We start from the raw sequence: 21,439 nt of genomic DNA on the forward strand, positions 1-21,439 counted from the left end.
ATCTGCGAAAAACATCTTGCCCCCACATTGCATTCCGTTTAAAATATTACTATCACCAGATAGAGAGGAACGTGAAGTCAGCGTTATGAATAAAGAAGAAATCAGAACTTTTGCGATAGAGGAATATCATAGATGGCAGCAGGCGGCTGAGCACTTCGGCGATATAGAGCTTCTTTCGGAGCTTGCACAGCTTGCAGAAGAAGAGGAAGAAGTCATTGACTCCTTTTGTGCCAGCCTTCGTTTTGGAACATCTGGCATTCGGGGCATACTGGGAGCAGGCACTAACCGTATGAATGAGTATGTGGTGCGAAGGGCTACCCAAGGGCTTTCCAATTATTTGAATAAAGTCACTGAACGCCCTAAAGTGGTCATCGCCTATGACACCAGAAGAAAATCCAGAATTTTTGCGGAGGAAACCGCAAAAGTTCTTAGAGGAAACGGCATAGAGGTGTGGCTTTTTTCGGAGCTTGCAACGGTGTCGCTGCTTTCCTATACCATTAAAGAACTGGGCTGCACTATGGGAATTATGATTACAGCCAGTCACAATCCGAAAATTTTCAATGGTTATAAGGTATATAACAGCAACGGTTATCAGATTGTGGGCAGCGTGCCCGAAGAGATTTTGAGAGAAATCGATAAACTGGATTATTTCGATGAAATTGCTTCGTCAGACGAAGGCATTCAGCTGGTGCCCAGAAGGGTATCAGAAAGCTTTATTGAAAAAATCATTTCCATGTGCCCAGCTGATATTGAAGAAATTAAGGAAAGTGATCTGAAACTTGTTTATACGCCGCTCAACGGCACAGGCAATGTTTACGTCAGGAAGGTACTGCAGGCCATCGGGCAGAAAGATACCGTCATTGTAGCGGCGCAGGAAATGCCTGATGAGAATTTTGCCACCTGTCCGGCGCCGAATCCGGAGAAAATTACCGCTTATTCGGAAGGCTTCAGAACCATGGATCAGGTTGGCGGAGATTTGATTGTAGCAACAGATCCTGATTGTGATCGAGTAGGTGTTTGCATCTACCATGATGGCATGAAGGTGCTGCTGACGGGAAATCAGCTGGGGGTTTTAATGCTAGATTATCTTTGCAGCGTAAAACCGCCAAAAGCAGGGCAGTTTATTGTCAAGAGCATTGTAACCACACCGCTTGCTGAGAAAATCGCAGAAAAACACGGACTGAAAGTAATCGATACTTTAACCGGTTTTAAGTATATTGGGGAAATCATTACAAAGCTGGAGCAGGAGGGGAGAACAGAGGATTACTATTTCGGTTTCGAAGAGAGCAACGGCTATCTGATGGATTCTTTTATCAGAGATAAAGACGGTATCAGCAGCGCTATGCTTTGTGCCTGTCTGTCCGCCTATTATAAAAAGCAAGGACTTGATCTTGTAGACAGACTCCATCAGATTTATGAGGAACATGGGCTCTGTATCGACAAGACCGTCAATTATTTCTTTGAGGGACCTTATGGGAAGCTTTCCATGGAACAGGTCATGGAGTATTTTCGCACTGAGATAGGGGATACTATCGCAGGATACAGAATCAAAGAAAAGATAGATTTCCTTGGAGAAACAGGACTGCCAAAATCCAATGTGATCCGTTTCTGTTTAGAAAATGGAACCCAGTGTATCATCAGACCTTCTGGTACAGAAGCCAAGATAAAAGTTTACTATTTTGAGACCGGGCAGGCTGCTGAACTGGAAAAGTATATAAAAAACACCGTAGAAAGTTTCAAAGACCGCTAAATCAATGGACAAACGGGTTGTTTTATGATAAAATAATTGAATGTTCAAGGAAATATTAATTCATCAAGGAGTAAATATACATGGAAAAACTAGGTTTAAATCAAATCAGACAGATGTTCAGAGATTTTTATGTAAGCAAGGGTCACTATGCAGCAGGCAGTGCGTCACTGATTCCGAAGAACGATAAATCACTTTTAATTATCAACTCCGGTATGGCGCCGCTGAAGCCTTACTTTGCAGGAGTGGAAACACCTCCCTCCAAGAGAATGACCACTTGTCAGAAATGTATCAGAACTGGCGATATTGATAACGTAGGCATTACTTCCAGACATGGTACATTCTTTGAAATGCTGGGGAACTTTTCCTTCGGCGACTATTTCAAAGAAGAATCCCTGCATTGGGGCTGGGAGTTCATCACAGAACATTTAAAAATGCCGGTTGACAGAATCTGGGCAACCGTTTATCAGGATGATGACCAGGCTGTAGAGATTTGGAAGAAAATCGGTGTTCCGGAAGAAAGAATCGTCCGTCTTGGCAAGGAAGACAACTTCTGGGAAATCGGATTGGGACCATGTGGACCTTGCTCCGAGATTTATTTTGATAGAGGAGAGGAATACGGCTGCGGTAAGCCCGACTGCAAACCAGGCTGTGACTGCGACAGATATCTGGAATTCTGGAATCATGTATTTACACAGTTTTCTAAAGAAGAAGACGGCAGTTACAGCGATCTGGAACATCCGAATATCGATACCGGCATGGGGCTTGAGAGAATGGCATGTATTATGCAGGGTGTAGATTCCATCTTTGATGTAGATACGATCCGCCACATCTTAAACGGCGTTGTAGAAAAGTCCGGCGTCAAGTACGAGGACGGTGCTGCAAAGACTGACGTTTCCATTCGTATCATTACAGACCACCTCCGCTCCATGGTATTTATGATTGCTGACGGAATTATTCCTTCTAACGAAGGCAGAGGATATGTGCTGAGAAGACTCATCAGAAGAGCAGCAAGACATGGTAAGATTTTGGGAATCGAAGGCAAGTTCCTCGTGGAGCTTTCAAACAGAGTTATCGAAGTGTCCGGCGAGGCCTATCCGGAGCTTGTAGAAAAGAAAGACTATATCCAGAAGATTATTTCTGTAGAAGAAGAAAAATTTGCTTCTACCATTGACCAGGGAACCTCAATTATCCTGGAATACGTGGAAGAATTAAAGAAAGAAAATAAAACAGTTTTAGAAGGCGAGAAGGTATTTAAACTTTACGATACTTTTGGATTCCCATTGGAACTGACTGAAGAAATTCTGGCGGAAGCTGGCTGCACAGCTGATGTGGATGGCTTTAACGCAAACATGAAGAAACAGAAAGAAATGGCAAGAGCCGGCAGAAAATCCACCGAGGAAGAAGCGTGGAAAGAAGCCGAAGCTGCTGTAAACGTGCCGGAAACAGTATTTACCGGCTACACAGAAACAGAAGACGAAGCAAAGGTTCTTGCAATCTATATAGACGGCAAAGAAGCTCAAACCGCCGAAACCTACCAGAATGCGGTGGTATATTTGGACAAAACACCGTTCTATGCTGAAGGCGGCGGACAGGCTTCCGATAACGGAATTATGTCAACCGATAAATGCTGCGCAAAAGTGACTGCTGTTGAAAAATCACAAGGCATTTTTGCACATAAGGTGCTCATCGAGGGCGGGAGCCTTTCCAAAGGAGATACTGTTTCCTGCGGTGTTAATGTGTTTAAGCGTAATGCAACGGCTAGAAACCACACTGCAACACATCTGCTGCAGAAAGCACTCAGAGATGTGGTTGGAGCCCATGTAGAACAGGCAGGCTCCTCCGTCAATGAAAACGCGCTTCGTTTTGACTTTACGCACTTTGAGGGAGTAACACCTGAACAGCTTGCGCAGGTTGAGCTGTTAGTCAACGAAAGGATTACCGAATTTCTGCCTGTGACGACTGTGGAAACTTCTATGAAAGAGGCACAGGAAATGGGTGCAATGGCGCTGTTCGGCGAGAAATATGGCGATAAAGTCAGAGTGGTAAACTGCGGTGACTTTAGCATTGAGCTTTGTGGCGGCACTCACGTTGCAAATACCGGACAGATCGGCGTGTTTAAGATCGTCAGTGAAACAGGCGTAGCCTCTGGTGTTCGCAGAATCGAAGCCGTAACCGGTACAGGTGTTCTCTTAAAAGCTATGGAAGCCGAGGAAACCGTAAAACAGATTGCCGAGAACCTAAAGTCAAATCCAGCAGCTGTGGTACAGAAATCAGCTTCCATTGTAGAAGAACTGAAGGACACTAAGAAGGAGTTGGAAGACTTCAAGAAAGCTGCCATGGGCAGTGAAGTTGATGATATGGTAAAAGAAGCTAAAGAAATCGGCGGTATAAAACTGGTAACCAAAGAATTTAAGGATTATAACATCAACGATTTGAGAAATCTGTCTGACGATATCAAAGCGCAGCACAAGGGCATTGTTATGGTATTCGCCACAGTCAATGGTCCGAAAGTTACCTTCCTGGTATCCATTACCGACGACTTGCTTGCGAAAGGACTTCACGCCGGCAATATGATTAAACAGATTGCGGCAGCCTGCGGCGGAGGTGGCGGCGGTAAAGCCGACATGGCGCAGGCGGGAGCAAAAGATCCGACAAAAATTTCTGCTGCATTTAAGGTTGCAGAAGAACTTTTATCATAGTATACTATAAGTACGAGCCGTACTAGCCACATGAAGGAGGTCATAATTCATGGAAAGAAAAACAATTATGTTTGATGCAGCAAAGACTCAGCAGAGGACTACCAAGGAAGTACTGGAGACTGTTTATGCTGCTTTAGAAGAGAGAGGGTATAATGGAATCGACCAGATGGTTGGATACATTCTTTCTGGTGACCCATCCTACATTACAAGTCACAATAATGCGAGAACCATGATCAGCCGCATTGACAGAGATGACTTGGTAGAAGAGATTCTGAGAGACTACTTGAGAAAGTAATATAGAAGCATCGGCAGGATTATTTTCCCTGCCGATGTTCCTTTTGAGAGGTAAATCACATGAGAAAAATAGCCCTTGATGTGGGAGATAAGACAGTAGGTATTGCATTAAGCGACGCCCTTGGTATTACAGCGCAGGGTCTGATGACCTTGGAGAGGGTAGGCATTCGCAAGGACACCGGCAAAATTTTAGATTTAGTAAAAGAGTATGAGTGCGACACCATCGTCATCGGACTGCCGAAGAAGCTTGACGGTACCGACAGCATTCAGACAGAAAAAGTTTACGAGTTTCGTACCATGCTGGAGAATAAAATGCGCAGCACCGGAATGAAGAATATACAGGTCGTGTGGCAAGACGAAAGACTGACTACGGTCATGGCAGAAAAAGTCTTAATCGAGGCGGACGTTAGCCGCAGCAAGAGAAAAAAGGTCATTGATAAACAGGCTGCAGTGATTATTATGCAGAGTTATCTTGACCGTCTTGCAACAGAAAAGCGATTAGAAGAAAATGATAACAATTCTTTTGGAGGTTAAAATACATGAAAAAAATCGGAATCATCATGGGAAGCGACAGCGATCTTCCTGTAGTTGAGAAAGCAATGACGACTTTGGACGAATTTGATGTGCCTTACGAAGTTCACGTATATTCCGCCCATAGAACGCCGTCAGAAGTCAAAGAGTTTACGCAAAATGCCAGATCAAACGGATTTGGCGCAATTATTGCAGCAGCAGGAAAGGCAGCTCATCTGGCAGGCGCCATTGCAGCCAGCACGACCCTTCCTGTTATCGGAATTCCGGTAAAGTCATCTACACTGGACGGACTGGATGCACTCCTGTCTACGGTACAGATGCCGGGTGGTATTCCTGTTGCAACCGTAGCTATTGATGGTGCCCAGAATGCGGCACTTCTTGCTATTCAAATGCTTGGCATAGAGGATAGTGAAATTGCAGCAAAGCTTGACATCCAAAGAAAAGAAGCTGCTAATAAGGTTCTTTCTAAAAATGCAGCAATTGAAGAAAAGTATAATAAATAATGAATTTTAGATAGGAAGAAGATGAAACAAATGACAATTGAAAAAAAAGAACAGCTCTATGAAGGAAAAGCAAAAAAAGTATTTGCAACCAATGATGAAAATCTTTGCATTGTATCCTACAAAGACGATGCTACCGCTTTTAACGGACTAAAAAAAGGCACCATTACAGGAAAAGGTGCTATTAACAATAGAATGTCCAATTTCCTGATGAAAATGTTAGAGGAAAAGGGCATTCCGACCCACTTTGTAGAAGAATTAAGTGATAGAGAAACCGTTGTAAAGAAGGTTTCTATCGTACCCCTTGAAGTCATCGCAAGAAACATTGCGGCAGGCTCTCTTGCAAAAAGACTCGGCGTTGAAGAAGGCTATCCAATGAAACGCACAGTCTTAGAGTTCAGCTATAAGAACGACGATCTGGGCGATCCAATGGTAAACGACTATCACATTCTCGCTATGGAGTTTGCTACAGAGGAAGAACTTGAAACCATCAAGAAAATGGCCCTCGACATCAACGCTATTTTGAGAGAATATCTGGCAGCGGACGGAATCGATTTAATCGACTTCAAGCTGGAATTTGGTAAAACAGCAGATGGCTCCATCGTACTTGCCGATGAGATTTCACCGGATACTTGTAGATTCTGGGACAGCAAAACCCACGAAAAACTGGACAAAGATAGATTTAGAAGAGATATGGGCGGCGTTGAAGACGCTTACCAGGAAGTATTTAAGAGAATTTTAGAGGAGAAATAAGAATGGGAAAAAGTTTCAGCGAAAGCTACAAAGAAGCCGGTGTTGATATTACTGCGGGTTACAAAGCAGTAGAACTGATGAAAGAGCATGTGGCGAAGACCATGGTATTTGGCAATGTACCCGATGATATCGGCGGTTTTGGCGGTCTCTTTGAACTGGACGTGAAAGGAATGGAGCGCCCGGTGCTGGTAAGCGGTACTGACGGTGTAGGTACCAAACTGAAGATGGCATTTTTGATGGACAAACACGACACAGTGGGCATTGACTGTGTTGCAATGTGTGTCAACGATATTCTTTGCGTTGGTGCAAAACCTCTGTTCTTCCTTGATTATATTGCAGTTGGAAAGAATTATCCGGAAAAGGTTGCGCAGATTGTAAGCGGCGTTGCAGAAGGCTGCATACAGTCGGAGGCAGCCCTTATCGGCGGTGAAACTGCTGAGATGCCGGGCTTTTATCCGGAAGACGAATACGATCTTGCCGGTTTTGCCGTAGGCGTTGTGGACAAGTCAAAGGTACTGAAAAAAGAAACCGTAGAAGAGGGCGATGTCATTATCGGACTTCCTTCCTCTGGCGTGCATTCCAATGGATTTTCTCTGGTAAGAAAAGTACTGGATGTAGAGAATGAAGATATTAAGACTCCGCTTGCTGAACTTGGCGGCAAGTCCATCGGCGAGACCCTTCTGACACCGACCAAAATTTATGTAAAGCCAATGCTGAAGCTTTTTGAAGAAGTGACCGTAAAGGCTGCTGCCCACATCACTGGCGGCGGATTCTACGAAAACATTCCAAGAAGCCTGCCGAAAGGTTATGGTGCAAAGATAAAAAAGGACAACGTAAGGGTTCTGCCAATTTTCAAGCTCATCGCAGAAAAGGGCAGCATTCCTGAAAGAGATATGTTCAATACCTTTAATATGGGTGTGGGCATGACTGTTATCGTTTCTGCAAAGGACGCAGACAAAGCGCTGGAAGTGCTGCACGCTGCAGGTGAAGACGCGTATATCCTCGGCGAGGTTGTAAAGAGTGAGGAAGGCGTGGAATTATGGTAAAAACAAAGATTGCTGTGCTGGTTTCTGGCGGCGGCACCAATCTGCAAGCTTTGATAGATGCTCAGAAAAGCGGCATTTTACACAGCGGTGAAATTGTGCTGGTCGCCAGCAACAAAGAAAACGCATATGCCCTAAAACGTGCACAGGAAAACGGGATTAAAGCGGTTTTTGCGAAAGACGAGGAAGCGCTTCTCAAAATCATGGAAGCTGAAGGCATTGAACTGGTCATTCTTGCAGGATTTTTAAAGATCCTCAGCAGCGAATTTATTTCTGCTTATGAAAATAGAATCATCAATATTCATCCGTCATTGATTCCCTCGTTTTGCGGTAAAGGCGCTTATGGTCTGCATGTCCATGAAATGGCGCTTTCCTACGGTGTAAAACTTACAGGTGCTACGGTGCATTTTGTCAATGAAGTGCCTGACGGCGGTCAGATTATTGCCCAAAAAGCGGTTGAGATTCTGGAGGGTGATACGCCGGAGATTTTGCAAAGACGTGTTATGGAACGGGCGGAATGGGTGCTGCTTCCACAAGCAGCCGAAATGATTAGTGAAAAAATAGCGAAAGGAAAGAAATAGATGAACGTTTACGAAACTAAAACCATGAAAGCTGCTGTCAAAGGGAATTCCTATGTTGGCAGAGGCATCGTTCTCGGAAAGTCTAAAGATGGAAAAAAGGCTGTCAGCGCTTATTTCATCATGGGAAGAAGTGAAAACAGCAGAAACAGAATCTTCCTTGACGAAGGGGAAAATGTGATGATTAAACCCTTTGATGAATCTAAGGTGGAAGACCCGTCTCTGATTATTTATTATCCGATGCGTAAACATGAGAACAAGCTGATTGTAACTAATGGTGATCAGACCGACACGATTTACGAATTTTTAAAAGAGGGCAAATCCTTTGAGGAAGCACTGGATACCAGATGTTTTGAGCCGGACGGTCCAAACTGGACGCCGAGAATCAGTGGTATGTTTACATTTGGCGAAAAACTGACTTATAAGATGAGTATTTTAAAGAGCGCAGATGCTGAAGGCTCAGCTTGTAACCGCTATTATTTCAACTATGACGCTCTTTGCGGTTTGGGACATTTTATCCATACATATGTGCAGGACGGAAATCCGATTCCAACTTTCCAGGGAGAGCCTGAACGCGTTGAAATTCCAGATGATATCGACGCATTTACAAAGGAAATCTGGGATAACCTTGATGAAAATAATAAAATTTCCCTTTATGTAAGATATATTGATCTTGAAACTGGTGCAGCTGAAAACCGCATGATCAACAAAAACGCATAACCCTTTTAGAACAGATAGATAGAATGGAGCAATTGTAATGAAAGAATTTGAACTGAAATATGGATGTAATCCCAACCAGAAGCCTGCAAAGATTTACATGGCTGACGGAAGTGAACTGCCTCTTGAAATTTTAAACGGCAGACCGGGATATATCAATTTTTTAGATGCTTTTAACAGCTGGCAGCTTGTGAAGGAACTGAAGGAAGCCCTGGGTATGCCGGCAGCTACCTCTTTTAAACATGTCAGCCCTACATCTGCTGCTGTAGGCGTTCCGATGAGTGAAACGCTGAAAAAAGCCTGCTTTGTAGATGATATTGAAGGACTTGACGATTCACCTATTGCAACAGCCTATGCAAGAGCGAGGGGTACCGACAGAATGTCCTCCTTCGGCGACTGGGTTGCTTTAAGTGATACCTGCGATGCTGTGACTGCAACGATTTTAAAGAGAGAGGTTTCCGATGGAATTATTGCGCCGGACTATACCGATGAAGCGCTTGAAATTCTAAAAGGTAAGAAGAAGGGTGCTTACAATATCATCAAAATCGATCCTGACTATATGCCTTTTAAGCAGGAAATTAAGCAGGTCTACGGTGTAACCTTTGAGCAGGGCAGAAACGATTACAAGATTACGCCGGAGCAGTTGACAAATATTGTTACTGAAAATAAGACTTTAACCGAGGAAGCAAAGCGCGACCTTATTATCGCGCTGATTACGCTAAAATATACTCAGTCCAATTCCGTAGCCTATGCAAAAGATGGACAGGCAATCGGTGTTGGCGCAGGTCAGCAGTCCAGAATCCACTGCACCAGACTTGCAGGGAACAAAGCTGATTTCTGGCATCTAAGGCAGGCTGACAAGGTAATCAACCTGCCGTTCCGTGAAGATGTAGGCAGAGCTGTTCGTGACAACACCATTGACGTATATCTGGGAGATGAATACGAAGATGTGCTGGCAGATGGCGCTTGGGAAACCCTCTTCACTGAAAAGCCAGAACCATTTACAAAGAAAGAGCAGCGTGCTTATCTTGACACTGTTACAGGAGTAGCCCTCGGCAGTGACGCATTCTTCCCGTTCGGAGATAATATCGAGCGAGCAAAGAAGAGCGGCGTATCCTATATCGCAGAACCGGGCGGCAGCGTTCGTGACGATCAGGTTATCGAAACCTGCGACAAATACGGCATGGTTACCGTATTCACCGGCATGAGACTGTTTCATCACTAATGGTTCTGCCCCGCAAGTGTATGTGGATACATGCACGAGTGGCAAGGCAGACCTTATGCTGGCGTTCTCCGGCTTTAGCCGGCTAAGAACGCGTCGTATAATGGAGTTGCTCCAATTTACGGAGTAAATTGATGAGAACTCCTTATGCTTTAAATCCCCAAGAGAACGAGCAAATTGCGAAGTTCGATTGGAAGGATTTAGTCGTATAATGGAGTTGCTCCAATTTACGGAGTAAATTGATGAGAACTCCTTATGCTTTAAATCCCCAAGAGAACGAGCAAATTGCGAAGTTCGGTTGGAAGGATTTAGTCGTATAATGGAGTTGTCCTAATTTGTGAAACAAATTGATGAGAACTCCTTATGCTTTTGCGGTCCAAGAGCGAAGCGATTGGCAAGCCGCAAGTCGTATCATGGAGTTATATCCAGAAAGGACAAGGTATTAAATAATGAAAGTTATGGTTGTTGGCGGCGGCGGAAGAGAGCACGCCATCATCAAAAAAATAAAAAAGAGTCCAAGAGTATCCGAAATTTATGCGCTGCCGGGTAATGGCGGTATTGCGTCCGATGCGACGTGCGTAGATATCGGTGCTAAAGATCTTGAAAATATAGTAAAATTCGCAAAGGAAAATGCTATTGAATTTGCAGTTGTCGCACCGGATGATCCGCTGGTTTTAGGGCTTGTGGACCTCTTAAGAGCAGAAGGCATTCCTTGCTTTGGACCTGATAAAAAAGCAGCTATCATCGAAGGCAGCAAGGCTTTTTCCAAGGATTTAATGAAGAAATATCAGATTCCAACCGCTGCTTATGAAACCTTTACAGAGATGGAAAATGCCCTTGCATATCTGGACACCTGCAAGATTCCAGTGGTTGTAAAGGCGGACGGTCTGGCGCTGGGCAAAGGCGTTATTATTGCCGAAACGCTGGAAGCAGCCAAACAGGCAGTCAAGGATATGATGGAAGATAAAGTCTTCGGCGACAGTGGCAGCAAGGTTGTTATCGAAGAATTTCTTACAGGTCCAGAAGTTTCTGTCCTTTCCTTCACAGACGGTAAAACACTGGTTCCAATGGTATCTTCCATGGATCACAAGAGAGCCTTAGACGGCGACAAAGGACTGAATACCGGCGGTATGGGAACTGTAGCGCCGAATCCTTATTACACCGAAGAAATCGCAGAGCGCTGCATGAAAGAAATTTTCCTGCCGACCGTGGAAGCGATGAACAAAGAGGGAAGAACTTTCAGTGGCTGTCTTTATTTCGGCCTGATGATTACAGAAGATGGACCGAAGGTTATCGAATACAACTGCCGCTTTGGCGATCCTGAAACCCAGGTTGTGCTGCCGCTTCTCGATAGTGACCTATTTGAGATTATGGAACATGTTGCTGCAGGAACTTTGGCAGAGGCAGATGTCAACTTTGCAGACGATGCGGCATGCTGTGTGGTTATGGCGTCAGAAGGCTATCCTGTCAGCTATGAGAAAGGCTTTGAGATTAAAATTGACGATGTAGAGGACGTTTACATTGCCGGCGCAAAGCTGTCTGCGGATGGCAGACTACTTACAAACGGCGGACGTGTTCTGGGTGTTACCGAAAGAGGCGCAGACATTGCAGAAGCCATCGAAAAAGCATATAACTCCGTAAAAAGAGTTACCTTTGACAATGCGTTTTATAGAAACGATATCGGCGCAAAGGCGCTGGCTGCATTAAATGAAAAATAGTAAAACAAAGTAGGGAGAATTATGGTTTATAGAATATATGTTGAAAAGAAAAAAGCTTTCGCCCATGAAGCAGCGTCTTTAAAAAACGATATCGTAAAACTGCTGCAGATTCAGAATTTGCAGGATTTGCGGATTGTAAACCGCTATGACGTTGAAAACCTGGACAGAGAACTCTTTGACTATGCTGTAAGCACTGTGTTTTCTGAGCCGCAGGTAGATGATGCCTTTGAAACCCTTGATTTTGCAGGGGCAGATCATGTCTTTGCGGTAGAATTTCTGCCGGGACAGTTCGATCAGAGAGCAAATTCTGCTGCAGAATGTATCCAGATTATTTCAAAAGGCGAAAGACCTGCAGTTAGAACCGCTAAGGTGTATCTGCTGCAAGGTTCTTTGACAAAGGCAGAACTTGCTGAAATTAAGAAGTATGTCATCAACCCGGTAGAAGCAAGAGAAGCGACCTTGGAAAACTTTGACACCCTGAAAGTGGACTACGAAATTCCGACAGAAGTTGCGGTTTTAAACGGCTTCAATGAACTTGACGAAGCTGGACTTTTGGAATTTCTAAAAGACTACGGACTTGCCATGGATTTGGGCGATTTAAAATTCTGTCAGGAGTACTTTAAAAGTGAAGACAGAAATCCGACTATTACGGAAATCAGGGTAATCGATACTTACTGGTCCGATCACTGCAGACATACCACCTTCAACACAACGATTGACAGTGTCAAGTTTGAAGATCCTGCAGTGCAGGAAACCTATGAAGAATACATCAAAACCCGTGAGGAACTAGGCAGAACCAAGCCGATTAATCTGATGGATATCGGCACTATTGCCGCAAAATACCTGAAAAAGCACGGCTTACTGGATAAACTGGACGAATCTGAAGAAATCAACGCCTGCACCGTAAAGATCGATGTAGATGTCGACGGCGGAACAGAAAAGTGGCTGCTTTTATTTAAGAACGAAACTCACAACCATCCGACTGAGATCGAGCCTTTTGGCGGTGCTGCAACCTGTGTTGGCGGTGCCATCAGAGACCCGCTTTCAGGAAGAAGCTATGTATATTCTGCTATGCGTGTTACTGGTGCAGCTGACCCGTTAAAGCCAGTTTCTGAAACTATGGAAGGAAAACTTCCGCAGAGAAAGATCGTAACAACTGCTGCCAACGGATACAGTTCCTACGGCAACCAGATTGGGCTTGCTACAGGGCAGGTAGATGAACTTTATCACCCAGGCTACGTGGCTAAGAGAATGGAAATCGGTGCAGTAATTGCTGCAGCGCCTGCTGAAAACGTACGCAGAGAGAGACCTGTTGATACTGACAGAGTTATTCTCTTGGGCGGAAAAACCGGTCGTGACGGCTGTGGCGGCGCAACCGGCTCCTCCAAGTCCCATACAACTGAATCTTTGGAAAGCTGCGGCGCTGAGGTACAGAAGGGTAATGCACCGGAAGAAAGAAAGCTACAGAGACTCTTTAGAAATCCGGAGGCTTCCAAGCTGATTAAGCGCTGTAACGACTTTGGCGCAGGCGGCGTGTCTGTTGCTATCGGAGAACTGGCTGACGGTCTTGAAATCAACTTGAACGCAGTGCCGAAGAAATACGATGGTCTTGACGGAACTGAGCTTGCCATCAGTGAATCTCAGGAAAGAATGGCTGTTGTTGTTGCGGAAAGTGATGTAGAGCGTTTCTGTGAACTGGCTGTTTCTGAAAATCTGGAAGCCACGGTTGTAGCAGAGGTAAAGGAAAATCCATATTTAAAGATTTTCTGGAACGATAAGCCGATTGTAAATATTTCCAGAGCTTTTCTTGACACCAACGGTGCAGAAAAACACATTGATATTGAAATCCCAATGCACGAGAACTTTGAAAAAAAAGTCAGCGGTGACTTTGTGCAAACATATAAGGCTCTGGCAGGAGACTTAAACGTCTGCTCTAAAAGAGGCTTATCCGAGCGTTTTGACTCCACCATCGGCGCAGGCACTGTCTTAATGCCCTTTGGCGGTATTAGACAAAGAACGCCGAATCAGGCAATGGTAAACTTGATTTCTGTAGAAAAGGGACACACTGACACCTGCTCACTGATGTCCTGGGGCTATAACCCGTATATTGCAGAGGCAAGCCCTTATCACAGTGCGTATCTGGCAGTGGTGGAATCCGTATCCAAACTGATTGCTGCTGGCGCATCCTTTGAGGATGTATACCTTTCCTTCCAGGAATACTTTGAAAAGCCGATGAGAGATGCGATGCGGTGGGGCAAACCGATGGCTGCAGTTCTGGGCGCATTCAAAGCGCAGAAGGAGCTGGGCGTGGCGGCGATTGGCGGTAAAGACTCCATGAGCGGAACCTTTGAAAACATCGACGTTCCACCAACGCTAGTATCTTTTGCAGTTACTACAGGTAATGTTAAAACGATAATTTCTCCGGAGTTCAAACAGGTAGACAATAATATTATTATGTTTACTCCGGAAAAAGACAAAGAAGGTCTCCCAAAGGCTGAAAGTCTGAAAGAAATTTACGAAACGGTCCACAGACTTATCTCAGACGGTAAAATTGTCAGCGCTTACACACCAGGATTTGGTGGTGTTGCGGAAGCCATATTGAAAATGGCTATGGGTAATGATATCGGTTTTGCCTATGATTCTGTGGATATGGAAACCATCTTCGGCTATCAGTACGGCGGCTTTGTTGCCGAACTGGAAGGAGAAGTTGAAATCTCTGCAGACGGATTTTCTGTGATTACCCTTGGTAAAACGACAGCAGAAAAGACCATCACTTATGGCGCTGAATCTCTTGCGCTTACTGATCTTTGTAAGATTTATGAGGATAAGCTGGAGTCTATTTACACTTGCAACATTGAAACTGAAAGCAGCAAGCTTGAAACTTTCCGTTATGAGGCTACAGAAAGACCTCATGCTAAGGTAAAGGTTGATGTGCCAAAGGTATTGATTCCGGTATTTCCAGGCACCAACTGTGAATATGACTCTGCAAAGGCATTCCGTGACGCTGGCGCAGAGGCTGAGATTTTCGTTGTAAACAACCTGACTGCTGCTTCTATTGCAAAATCCGTAGAAGATTTCGCCGCAAAGGTGCGTGAATCCCAGATTATCTTTATTCCGGGCGGTTTCTCCGGCGGCGATGAACCGGACGGTTCCGGAAAGTTTATCACTGCATTCTTTAGAAATCAGGAAGTAAAGGAGGCCGTGACCGATTTACTGGACAACAGAGACGGTTTAATGCTGGGTATCTGCAATGGATTCCAGGCGCTAATCAAACTGGGACTTGTACCTTATGGCAAAATCATCGATACCGATGAAAACTGCCCGACACTGACTTTCAACGAAATCAGCCGCCACCAGTCTAAACTGGTCAGAACAAGAATTGCTTCCAATAAGTCTCCATGGCTTGCAAATACAACACCTGATCAGATTTATACCGTTCCGATTTCCCACGGTGAGGGAAGATTTATCGCTTCAGAAACGCTAATTCGTGACCTTGCTGAAAACGGTCAGATTATCACCCAGTATGTGGATCTTGAAGGAAACGTTACTTCGGATATTCAGTACAATCCAAATGGTTCTTACTTCGCTATCGAAGGTATCACTTCACCTGACGGCAGAGTACTGGGCAAGATGGGACACTCCGAAAGAATCGGTGCAAATCTTTACAAAAACGTGCCGGGTGACTTCGACATGGGTATGTTCTGCGCTGCTGTAGAATATTTTAAGTAAAATATGAATAGGTTAAATTAGAGTTAGAATTAGCCTCCGCCTGCCAAAAGCTTTCGGAGGCTGATTTTTATAAAGAAAGAGAGGTTTTATATATGGATACAAGGTATCAAGTTGTTATGAGCCAAGTTATGCTGCCGCATCAAGCCAATGTAGCAGGCAATGTACACGGTGGTGAAATTATGAAATTTATGGATACAGCAGCAGGAGCTTGCGCTATGAAATATGCAAGAAGTAACTGTGTTACAGCTAGAGTGGACGAACTGATTTTCCACCTGCCGATTTTTGTCGGGGCACTGGTAACCTGCACTGCAACCATTGCATACGTAGGAAACACGTCTATGGACGTTTACGTGCGCGTAGATTCTGAAGATATGGAATCCGGAAATGGACCAGAAAAGGCTCTGTGTGCCCATTTTACTATGGTTTCCATGAACAAAGCCGGAAGACCTCAGAAAGTACCTGCATACACACCGGAAACGGAAGAAGAAAAAATACTTTGGGAAGAAGCCGCAGCGAAAGTGAAGGCTAGAAAAAGATAAAATCTCATACGCAAATTTTAATCATATTTGCCTGTCCTACTCATATAGTATTAGAGAAAGGACAGGTATTTTTTATGAACCATTTTGAGAAAGTTTTCCAGTGCTTTCCCATAGAAGTCCAGCGGCAGATTGGCGGGCTTGCATCGGAAATACAGGAGGAAATCAACGAAATTCGAGTGTACCGGGGAAAACCGGTACAGCTTTACGCAGGGAAAAATCAGTACTTGCTGAAGGGCTATATCACTGGCGGACAAATTCACAGTCTCTTAAATAATCTGATGAAATTTTCCTATTATGCTTACGAAGATGATATCGCAAAAGGCTTCATTACTATTGATGGCGGACATCGGGTGGGTCTTTGCGGCAAAGCAGTGGTGGAGGATGGGAAGGTTACTCTGATTCGTGATATCAGTTCTCTCAACATTCGTTATTCCAGAGAGATTATAGGCTGCAGCGACAAAATCATGCCTTACGTCTTTAATGAACAGGGGAATCTTTGCAATCTGCTCATTGTCTCGCCTCCAGGCTGTGGTAAGACTACATTGCTCCGGGATTTAGCAAGAAATATCAGTCTGCAGGGTATTAAGGTCGGTATTTGTGATGAGCGCTCTGAAATTGCTGGTATGTCCGGCGGCATCAGCGCTTATACTTTTGGAAATGCGGTGGATGTGCTGGATGGCTGTCCAAAGGCATCGGCTATGCAGATGATGGTTCGTGCCATGTCTCCTCAGCTTCTCATTACAGATGAAATCGGAACAAAGGCAGACGCAGACGCAATCAGAAACTGCAGCGGAAGCGGTGTAAAGGTAATCTGTTCCATGCACGGAAGCTGCATGGAGGATTTGAAAAAAACAGGAGTTTGGGAAATTGTTGAAGGGAATTCTTTTGATTACATTATATTTCTCACAGATCAGCCAGTTATCGGAACAGTAAAGGAGATTTGCCATGGTTAAGATAATTGGACTATTTCTGGGCGTCATAGGCTGTGGTGCAATCGGACTGTTAAAAGCACGAGATATCAAAGATCGAAAACAGCTGCTTCTTGAATTCAAAAGCCTGCTTCTCCACATTTCCACAGAAATCAGCTATTTTAAGGAACCGCTTCCGCAGATTTTTGAGCGTCTGTCGGCGGAAAACGAAGGCGCATGTGGGCTCCTTCTGAGAAATTGCCTGACCAGCTATTTGACAAGCGGTAGAGACATGGGAGAACTTTGGAAAGATTCGGTGGATTTCGTATATGAAAGTCTTCCTGTTACTGAGCAGGATGTAGTACTCATGAAGAAATGCGCAGATTTTCTTGGACAAAGCGATTTCAAGAGGCAGCAGGAGCACTTTCTGCTTTTACACAGGCAGCTTGATGAGCAGATTGAGGAGGCGCAGAGGTGGATTGATTCTAAAGGGAAAATGTATGAAAGACTGGGTTTTTCGGCAGGTCTTGTAATCGCCATTGCACTGATATAGATATAAAACAAAGGGGGAAAAGACATTGGAAATCAGTATTATTTTCAAAATTGCAGGTATCGGCATTTGTATAGCGCTGGTGAATCAGATTCTGGTTAAGGCAGGAAAGGATGAAATGGCAATGATGACAACGCTTGCCGGTGTAATCATTGTGCTGGTAATTATCGTCAAAATGCTGGCAGAATTCTTTGAAACGATGAAAGTCTTTATGGAATTTTAGTGATGGAAATATTAAAAATTGCCATGCTTGCGCTTCTTGCAGTGGCACTGATTACACTGGTAAAGAGCTATAAGCCGGAGTTTGGGATTTACGTGGTCATCGCATGCAGTATTTTGATTCTCTATTTTATGATTGACAGCTTGAAATATGCTGTGGCGTATGTATCGGGGCTGTACGAGAAACTGGAATACGGAAAAGGATATTTTCCCATTATTATAAAGGTTCTCGTCATTGCTTACGTTACCGAATTCACTTCGCAGCTTTGCAAAGATGCGGGGGAGACATCGATCGGCGCAAAGGTAGAACTGGCGGGAAAGGTGATTATCTTTTGTGTTGCGATTCCGGTATTTGTGTCGATTATCAGTCTGGTGGAGGAACTGTTATAAACTATGGAATTTGATGAAATTTTAAAGGAACAGATGAAAAAAATCGTCGATGAGAAGCAGACTGACTCGCTTTCTGATTATGCCAGCGGTCTATCCGGGGGAATTTCTGATTACTTTACGCTGGATAAAATCGTAGACGCAACACTAAATGGGGAGAGCATTTTTAGTTCAGAGGATATGATTTCCAGTTTAAAGGCGCTGTTTCTCTATGAATTAAAGGCGGCACTGGTGGTGGGTGTGGAAATACTGACCGTCTGCATCGTCATCGGTCTTCTTAAAAATCTATCTGGCTCCTTTGGAAAAAAAGGTGTCACGGAGATTGCAAGTCTTGTCTGCAGCATCGTCATCATCGGTCTTGCTGTCAGCAATTTTCAGACCATCTACCAGATGACCATTGACGCGATTGCAACGATTACATACACGATGGAGCTTTTGCTCCCAGTGCTCATAACCATACTCATTTCCATGGGACAGGTGACGGGTGGAACAATTATGAGTCCGCTGATATTGACTGCGATTACGATTTTTGAATCGATTCTAAAGAACATCGTGCTGCCGGCACTGTTTCTATCGACGGTACTCAGTTTGCTCAATTGTTTAACAGAAAAAGATTACGTAAACCATTTATCTAAATTTCTGAGACAGGCGGCGCTCTTTGTGACCGGACTGGTGCTGACGCTAATGTCGGGAATTGTCGCTGTGCAGGGGCTTATTACACAGACTTCGGACAGCCTGATTATGGGAACGGCAAAATATTCCTTGGATGCGTTTATTCCCATCGTCGGTGGGTTTACTGCAGACACTGTGGAGCTTTTTATCAAGTGCATGGGATCAATTAAAGGAATTGTAGGGATTTTTGGAATTCTCCTCATTGTATCCCTTATGCTGATTCCTATACTAAAAATCATGGCAATTTCTGTCATATATAAAGTGACGGCGCTGCTGATTGAACCGGTCGCCTCAAAGAAAATTGCCGCAGGGGTTTCAGACATTGGCACGTGTCTTGTTACCATGGGCGCTATCGTGTTCTTTGCATCACTTTTGTTTATCATTTTTATTACATCCATTATTCGTCTCGGAGGCAGCATATGAGCGTGATTACAGCATGGGTCAAAGACATTTTCATCGTAATTTTAGCGATTACCTTTCTGGAGATTTTGCTGCCAGAAAGTTCCATGGCAAAGTATCTGAAGTTTATTTTTTCTATCATCGTACTGGCGACAATTTTATCACCGCTGGCAAGTTTTTTGGAATAAATAGACAGATAAAAAATATTTTTTAAGAGAGGGTATTATGTTTGAGAAGCTAAAAATCACAAAAGATACCATAGTCAAGATCATTACGCTTTTGCTTATCGCCTCGGTATTTCTTTTGACTATGAGCGTTTTAACTGATGACAACGACAGCAGAAAGCAGGTGACCGATGACGATGGCGCCACAGAAACCATGCTGTGCAGCTTTTTATCGGAAATCAAAGGAGTGGGTGATGTCAATGTGATGATGGAGTACGATGAGAATCGTGCGGTAACCGGAGTGATCGTAACTGCTGAGGGTGCAAGTGACCCCGTAGTAAAAAATGATATTGTAAAAGGGGTAGCAACCTTATTTGATTTGCCGGTTTCCAGCGTAATGGTATTTGAAAAAAGTCAGGAGGATTGAGAAAGATGAAAAAGAAATTTAAACTAGATTTAAAAGGATTTTTTAATAAGAAAGAAAATGTGGCAGTTGCCGCTTTAGCCTTGGTATTTTGTGCAGGACTTGTTGTGACGGAAGTCAAAGCTAACAATATTCCACTTCACGACGGAGATGTTCTTGTGGACAGCCGCAACATTGCGCAGGTTGAGGAGGATTCTAATTCCGAAAGCAGTACTGATGGAGACAGTGAAAAGACTGAAAAAACTGCAGGGGATGACGTGAATGGTGAAGATGGCGAAGGAGATGCCGCTACAAAGGGCAATACCTTTGCGGAAAAAAGAGCAAAACTAGATCTTGAAAGAAATGAACTGATTGCAGGCTATGACAGCACCATCAAGAATTCCACTAACGACGCAGAGAAGAATAACGCGGTGGCAAACAAAGAAAAACTGACCAAATATATGGAACAGGAGGTTTCTATTGAAAGTCTGATCAGCAGCAAAAATCTGCCGGAATGCCTTGTTATCATCACAGAAAGCACCATCACCGTTACTGTCGATGAGCAGGAACTGACACAAAACACTGTAGCGAAAATCTGCAATATTGTCATGGCAGAAACAGGAAGAGGTGCCGATAAGATTATTATTCAAAGTAACTACTAAAGCATTTTCTAAATAATAGCAAATACCTATATAAATAATATAAATAATATAAATAAAATCAAAAAGCCACACCAAGACAATGTGGCTTTTTTACATAGCTGAATCCATAAGATGTGTTTGAGAGCGGAAGCAAAATCCTTTACAGATGGACCGAAACAAGGTATGATGAAAGTGGAAACCTGACTAGCGATGGGGCGTTTTATATAATACATCAGCGGATGTCCCAGAGATATCTGAAGAATATAATTTGCGCAGGATACTGTAAGACTTGGTGCAATCCTGCATTGCAATGAAACACATACTTTAGAGGTTTTGGAGAATTTGGATTTATAAAAATGGAAAAACTTAGACGTTACATTCGTATTGAAAAAGCAATTATATTGTGTATACTTACAGCGATTTTCTTGATTGATCTATGCTGCGTATTTTTCTATGGGATAGACGCCTTAAATATAGTTTTCTTTCTTATAGACATTGGAATGATTATTTTAAATTTCCATCCTGTAACGGGTAAGTTTTGCTGCTGGATTGAGATTCGTGGTGCTGAGATATATTTGCTGAATTTCAAAGGCGAAATACGCAGGTTTTCTGCTGGAGATATTATTAAAGTTGTATATGGATTTATGTTTTATAGACTATATTTTTGGAAAGACGGAAAACAAGTGATAATCCAATGTCATCCTAGAGTGAAAGTCAGTAAAAACGGAAAAAAACATAGAGGGATTTGGCTCGAGGATTTTCCGCAGGCAAAGTTTGAGGATAAGTAAGAAGCAAATCATTTGGGTAGGCAAAAAAGGATTTTAACCTGCCTTAAGATTTTCCTTCAAAAATGTATAAATCTATGGTCAATATCGTTGGTGTAACTTGCATAATCCGCAAGATATGTGAATTTGCATACGGTAATTTTACGTAAATGGAAAGTTTTATCACTAAAATGGGCTCAATTGACCCGATTATCACAACAAACTTATACATTTTTCTCAGATTCTTAGATTTTCGGTT

22 protein-coding genes are annotated in these 21,439 nt (G+C 43.6%); all 22 read left to right on the forward strand.

All coding sequences use genetic code 11. The annotated features are described in order from the left end of the window. The first annotated feature begins 85 nt into the window (after positions 1–85). The 22 genes from D1155_RS05610 to D1155_RS05715 all read left to right on the forward strand — a co-directional run bounded on the left by D1155_RS05610 (position 86) and on the right by D1155_RS05715 (position 21,204). Positions 86–1,750 carry a phospho-sugar mutase gene (locus D1155_RS05610; RefSeq protein WP_160201403.1) on the forward strand — a complete coding sequence of 555 codons (1,665 nt, stop codon included), beginning with the start codon at positions 86–88 and terminating at the stop codon, positions 1,748–1,750. Positions 1,751–1,830: 80 nt separating this feature from the next. Continuing rightward, positions 1,831–4,449, forward strand: a complete 2,619-nt coding sequence (alaS, locus tag D1155_RS05615) for an alanine--tRNA ligase (RefSeq protein WP_160201404.1) — start codon at positions 1,831–1,833, stop codon at positions 4,447–4,449. Between the two features lie 49 nt (positions 4,450–4,498). After that, positions 4,499–4,744 (forward strand): IreB family regulatory phosphoprotein, encoded by a 246-nt coding sequence (locus D1155_RS05620; protein WP_160201405.1) that lies wholly within the window; start codon positions 4,499–4,501, stop codon positions 4,742–4,744. 59 nt (positions 4,745–4,803) lie between these two features. After that, the gene (ruvX, locus tag D1155_RS05625) at positions 4,804–5,277 is read left to right on the forward strand and encodes a Holliday junction resolvase RuvX (RefSeq protein WP_160201406.1); all 474 of its coding nucleotides are present in this window, start codon (positions 4,804–4,806) and stop codon (positions 5,275–5,277) included. Between the two features lie 5 nt (positions 5,278–5,282). Further along, positions 5,283–5,777, forward strand: coding sequence for a 5-(carboxyamino)imidazole ribonucleotide mutase (purE, locus tag D1155_RS05630; RefSeq protein WP_160201407.1), 495 nt, complete (start codon positions 5,283–5,285; stop codon positions 5,775–5,777). A gap of 30 nt (positions 5,778–5,807) precedes the next feature. Further along, on the forward strand, positions 5,808–6,527 hold the full coding sequence (purC, locus tag D1155_RS05635; RefSeq protein WP_201759537.1) for a phosphoribosylaminoimidazolesuccinocarboxamide synthase: 720 nt from the start codon (positions 5,808–5,810) through the stop codon (positions 6,525–6,527). Positions 6,528–6,529: 2 nt separating this feature from the next. Continuing rightward, entirely contained in the window at positions 6,530–7,573 is a 1,044-nt protein-coding gene (gene purM, locus D1155_RS05640) for a phosphoribosylformylglycinamidine cyclo-ligase (protein WP_160201408.1), read from the forward strand. Next, positions 7,567–8,151: a phosphoribosylglycinamide formyltransferase gene (purN, locus tag D1155_RS05645; RefSeq protein WP_160201409.1), complete on the forward strand. Its 585-nt coding sequence runs from the start codon at positions 7,567–7,569 to the stop codon at positions 8,149–8,151. Before purM ends, purN begins: the two co-directional genes overlap by 7 nt. Beyond that, entirely contained in the window at positions 8,152–8,868 is a 717-nt protein-coding gene (locus tag D1155_RS05650) for an IMP cyclohydrolase (RefSeq protein ID WP_160201410.1), read from the forward strand. Positions 8,869–8,905: 37 nt separating this feature from the next. After that, on the forward strand, positions 8,906–10,090 hold the full coding sequence (locus D1155_RS05655) for a phosphoribosylaminoimidazolecarboxamide formyltransferase (RefSeq protein ID WP_160201411.1): 1,185 nt from the start codon (positions 8,906–8,908) through the stop codon (positions 10,088–10,090). A 446-nt stretch (positions 10,091–10,536) separates the two neighbouring features. Continuing rightward, positions 10,537–11,805, forward strand: coding sequence for a phosphoribosylamine--glycine ligase (purD, locus tag D1155_RS05660; protein WP_160201412.1), 1,269 nt, complete (start codon positions 10,537–10,539; stop codon positions 11,803–11,805). Between the two features lie 21 nt (positions 11,806–11,826). Continuing rightward, entirely contained in the window at positions 11,827–15,534 is a 3,708-nt protein-coding gene (locus D1155_RS05665) for a phosphoribosylformylglycinamidine synthase (RefSeq protein ID WP_160201413.1), read from the forward strand. Between the two features lie 92 nt (positions 15,535–15,626). Further along, positions 15,627–16,073, forward strand: a complete 447-nt coding sequence (locus D1155_RS05670; protein ID WP_160201414.1) for an acyl-CoA thioesterase — start codon at positions 15,627–15,629, stop codon at positions 16,071–16,073. A 74-nt stretch (positions 16,074–16,147) separates the two neighbouring features. Next, positions 16,148–17,026: a stage III sporulation protein AA gene (gene spoIIIAA / locus D1155_RS05675; RefSeq protein ID WP_160201415.1), complete on the forward strand. Its 879-nt coding sequence runs from the start codon at positions 16,148–16,150 to the stop codon at positions 17,024–17,026. Then, a complete protein-coding gene (locus D1155_RS05680) occupies positions 17,019–17,534 on the forward strand; it encodes a stage III sporulation protein AB (RefSeq protein WP_160201416.1) in 516 nt (171 codons plus the stop codon). Before spoIIIAA ends, D1155_RS05680 begins: the two co-directional genes overlap by 8 nt. 25 nt (positions 17,535–17,559) lie before the next feature. After that, positions 17,560–17,754: a stage III sporulation protein AC gene (spoIIIAC, locus tag D1155_RS05685; protein ID WP_160201417.1), complete on the forward strand. Its 195-nt coding sequence runs from the start codon at positions 17,560–17,562 to the stop codon at positions 17,752–17,754. Between the two features lie 2 nt (positions 17,755–17,756). Next, positions 17,757–18,140, forward strand: a complete 384-nt coding sequence (locus tag D1155_RS05690) for a SpoIIIAC/SpoIIIAD family protein (RefSeq protein WP_160201418.1) — start codon at positions 17,757–17,759, stop codon at positions 18,138–18,140. 3 nt (positions 18,141–18,143) lie between these two features. After that, a complete protein-coding gene (locus tag D1155_RS05695; RefSeq protein WP_160201419.1) occupies positions 18,144–19,232 on the forward strand; it encodes a stage III sporulation protein AE in 1,089 nt (362 codons plus the stop codon). Then, positions 19,229–19,396, forward strand: a complete 168-nt coding sequence (locus D1155_RS05700; RefSeq protein WP_160201420.1) for a stage III sporulation protein AF — start codon at positions 19,229–19,231, stop codon at positions 19,394–19,396. The genes D1155_RS05695 and D1155_RS05700 overlap by 4 nt, the downstream gene beginning before the upstream one ends. A gap of 37 nt (positions 19,397–19,433) precedes the next feature. Then, positions 19,434–19,799 (forward strand): hypothetical protein, encoded by a 366-nt coding sequence (locus tag D1155_RS05705; protein ID WP_160201421.1) that lies wholly within the window; start codon positions 19,434–19,436, stop codon positions 19,797–19,799. 5 nt (positions 19,800–19,804) lie between these two features. Beyond that, on the forward strand, positions 19,805–20,437 hold the full coding sequence (locus D1155_RS05710; protein ID WP_160201422.1) for a SpoIIIAH-like family protein: 633 nt from the start codon (positions 19,805–19,807) through the stop codon (positions 20,435–20,437). 335 nt (positions 20,438–20,772) lie between these two features. Further along, positions 20,773–21,204, forward strand: a complete 432-nt coding sequence (locus D1155_RS05715; RefSeq protein ID WP_160201423.1) for a hypothetical protein — start codon at positions 20,773–20,775, stop codon at positions 21,202–21,204. The last annotated feature ends 235 nt before the right edge of the window (positions 21,205–21,439 follow it).

Origin of the sequence: Anaerotruncus sp. 80 (assembly GCF_009936115.1) — a bacterium.
GTDB lineage: Bacteria > Bacillota > Clostridia > Peptostreptococcales > Anaerovoracaceae > Senimuribacter > Senimuribacter intestinalis.

Excerpts from the sequence above, each read along its gene's own strand:
- purD (WP_160201412.1), top strand. The coding sequence starts at position 10,537 with ATGAAAGTTATGGTTGTTGGCGGCGGCGGAAGAGAGCACGCCATCATC.
- D1155_RS05650 (WP_160201410.1), top strand. The coding sequence starts at position 8,152 with ATGAACGTTTACGAAACTAAAACCATGAAAGCTGCTGTCAAAGGGAAT.
- D1155_RS05710 (WP_160201422.1), top strand. The coding sequence starts at position 19,805 with ATGAAAAAGAAATTTAAACTAGATTTAAAAGGATTTTTTAATAAGAAA.
- D1155_RS05705 (WP_160201421.1), top strand. The coding sequence starts at position 19,434 with ATGTTTGAGAAGCTAAAAATCACAAAAGATACCATAGTCAAGATCATT.
- purE (WP_160201407.1), top strand. The coding sequence starts at position 5,283 with ATGAAAAAAATCGGAATCATCATGGGAAGCGACAGCGATCTTCCTGTA.
- purM (WP_160201408.1), top strand. The coding sequence starts at position 6,530 with ATGGGAAAAAGTTTCAGCGAAAGCTACAAAGAAGCCGGTGTTGATATT.
- alaS (WP_160201404.1), top strand. The coding sequence starts at position 1,831 with ATGGAAAAACTAGGTTTAAATCAAATCAGACAGATGTTCAGAGATTTT.
- ruvX (WP_160201406.1), top strand. The coding sequence starts at position 4,804 with ATGAGAAAAATAGCCCTTGATGTGGGAGATAAGACAGTAGGTATTGCA.
- D1155_RS05700 (WP_160201420.1), top strand. The coding sequence starts at position 19,229 with ATGAGCGTGATTACAGCATGGGTCAAAGACATTTTCATCGTAATTTTA.
- spoIIIAA (WP_160201415.1), top strand. The coding sequence starts at position 16,148 with ATGAACCATTTTGAGAAAGTTTTCCAGTGCTTTCCCATAGAAGTCCAG.
- D1155_RS05610 (WP_160201403.1), top strand. The coding sequence starts at position 86 with ATGAATAAAGAAGAAATCAGAACTTTTGCGATAGAGGAATATCATAGA.
- D1155_RS05715 (WP_160201423.1), top strand. The coding sequence starts at position 20,773 with ATGGAAAAACTTAGACGTTACATTCGTATTGAAAAAGCAATTATATTG.
- D1155_RS05620 (WP_160201405.1), top strand. The coding sequence starts at position 4,499 with ATGGAAAGAAAAACAATTATGTTTGATGCAGCAAAGACTCAGCAGAGG.
- D1155_RS05695 (WP_160201419.1), top strand. The coding sequence starts at position 18,144 with ATGGAATTTGATGAAATTTTAAAGGAACAGATGAAAAAAATCGTCGAT.
- D1155_RS05655 (WP_160201411.1), top strand. The coding sequence starts at position 8,906 with ATGAAAGAATTTGAACTGAAATATGGATGTAATCCCAACCAGAAGCCT.
- D1155_RS05670 (WP_160201414.1), top strand. The coding sequence starts at position 15,627 with ATGGATACAAGGTATCAAGTTGTTATGAGCCAAGTTATGCTGCCGCAT.
- D1155_RS05690 (WP_160201418.1), top strand. The coding sequence starts at position 17,757 with ATGGAAATATTAAAAATTGCCATGCTTGCGCTTCTTGCAGTGGCACTG.
- purN (WP_160201409.1), top strand. The coding sequence starts at position 7,567 with ATGGTAAAAACAAAGATTGCTGTGCTGGTTTCTGGCGGCGGCACCAAT.
- purC (WP_201759537.1), top strand. The coding sequence starts at position 5,808 with ATGACAATTGAAAAAAAAGAACAGCTCTATGAAGGAAAAGCAAAAAAA.
- D1155_RS05680 (WP_160201416.1), top strand. The coding sequence starts at position 17,019 with ATGGTTAAGATAATTGGACTATTTCTGGGCGTCATAGGCTGTGGTGCA.
- D1155_RS05665 (WP_160201413.1), top strand. The coding sequence starts at position 11,827 with ATGGTTTATAGAATATATGTTGAAAAGAAAAAAGCTTTCGCCCATGAA.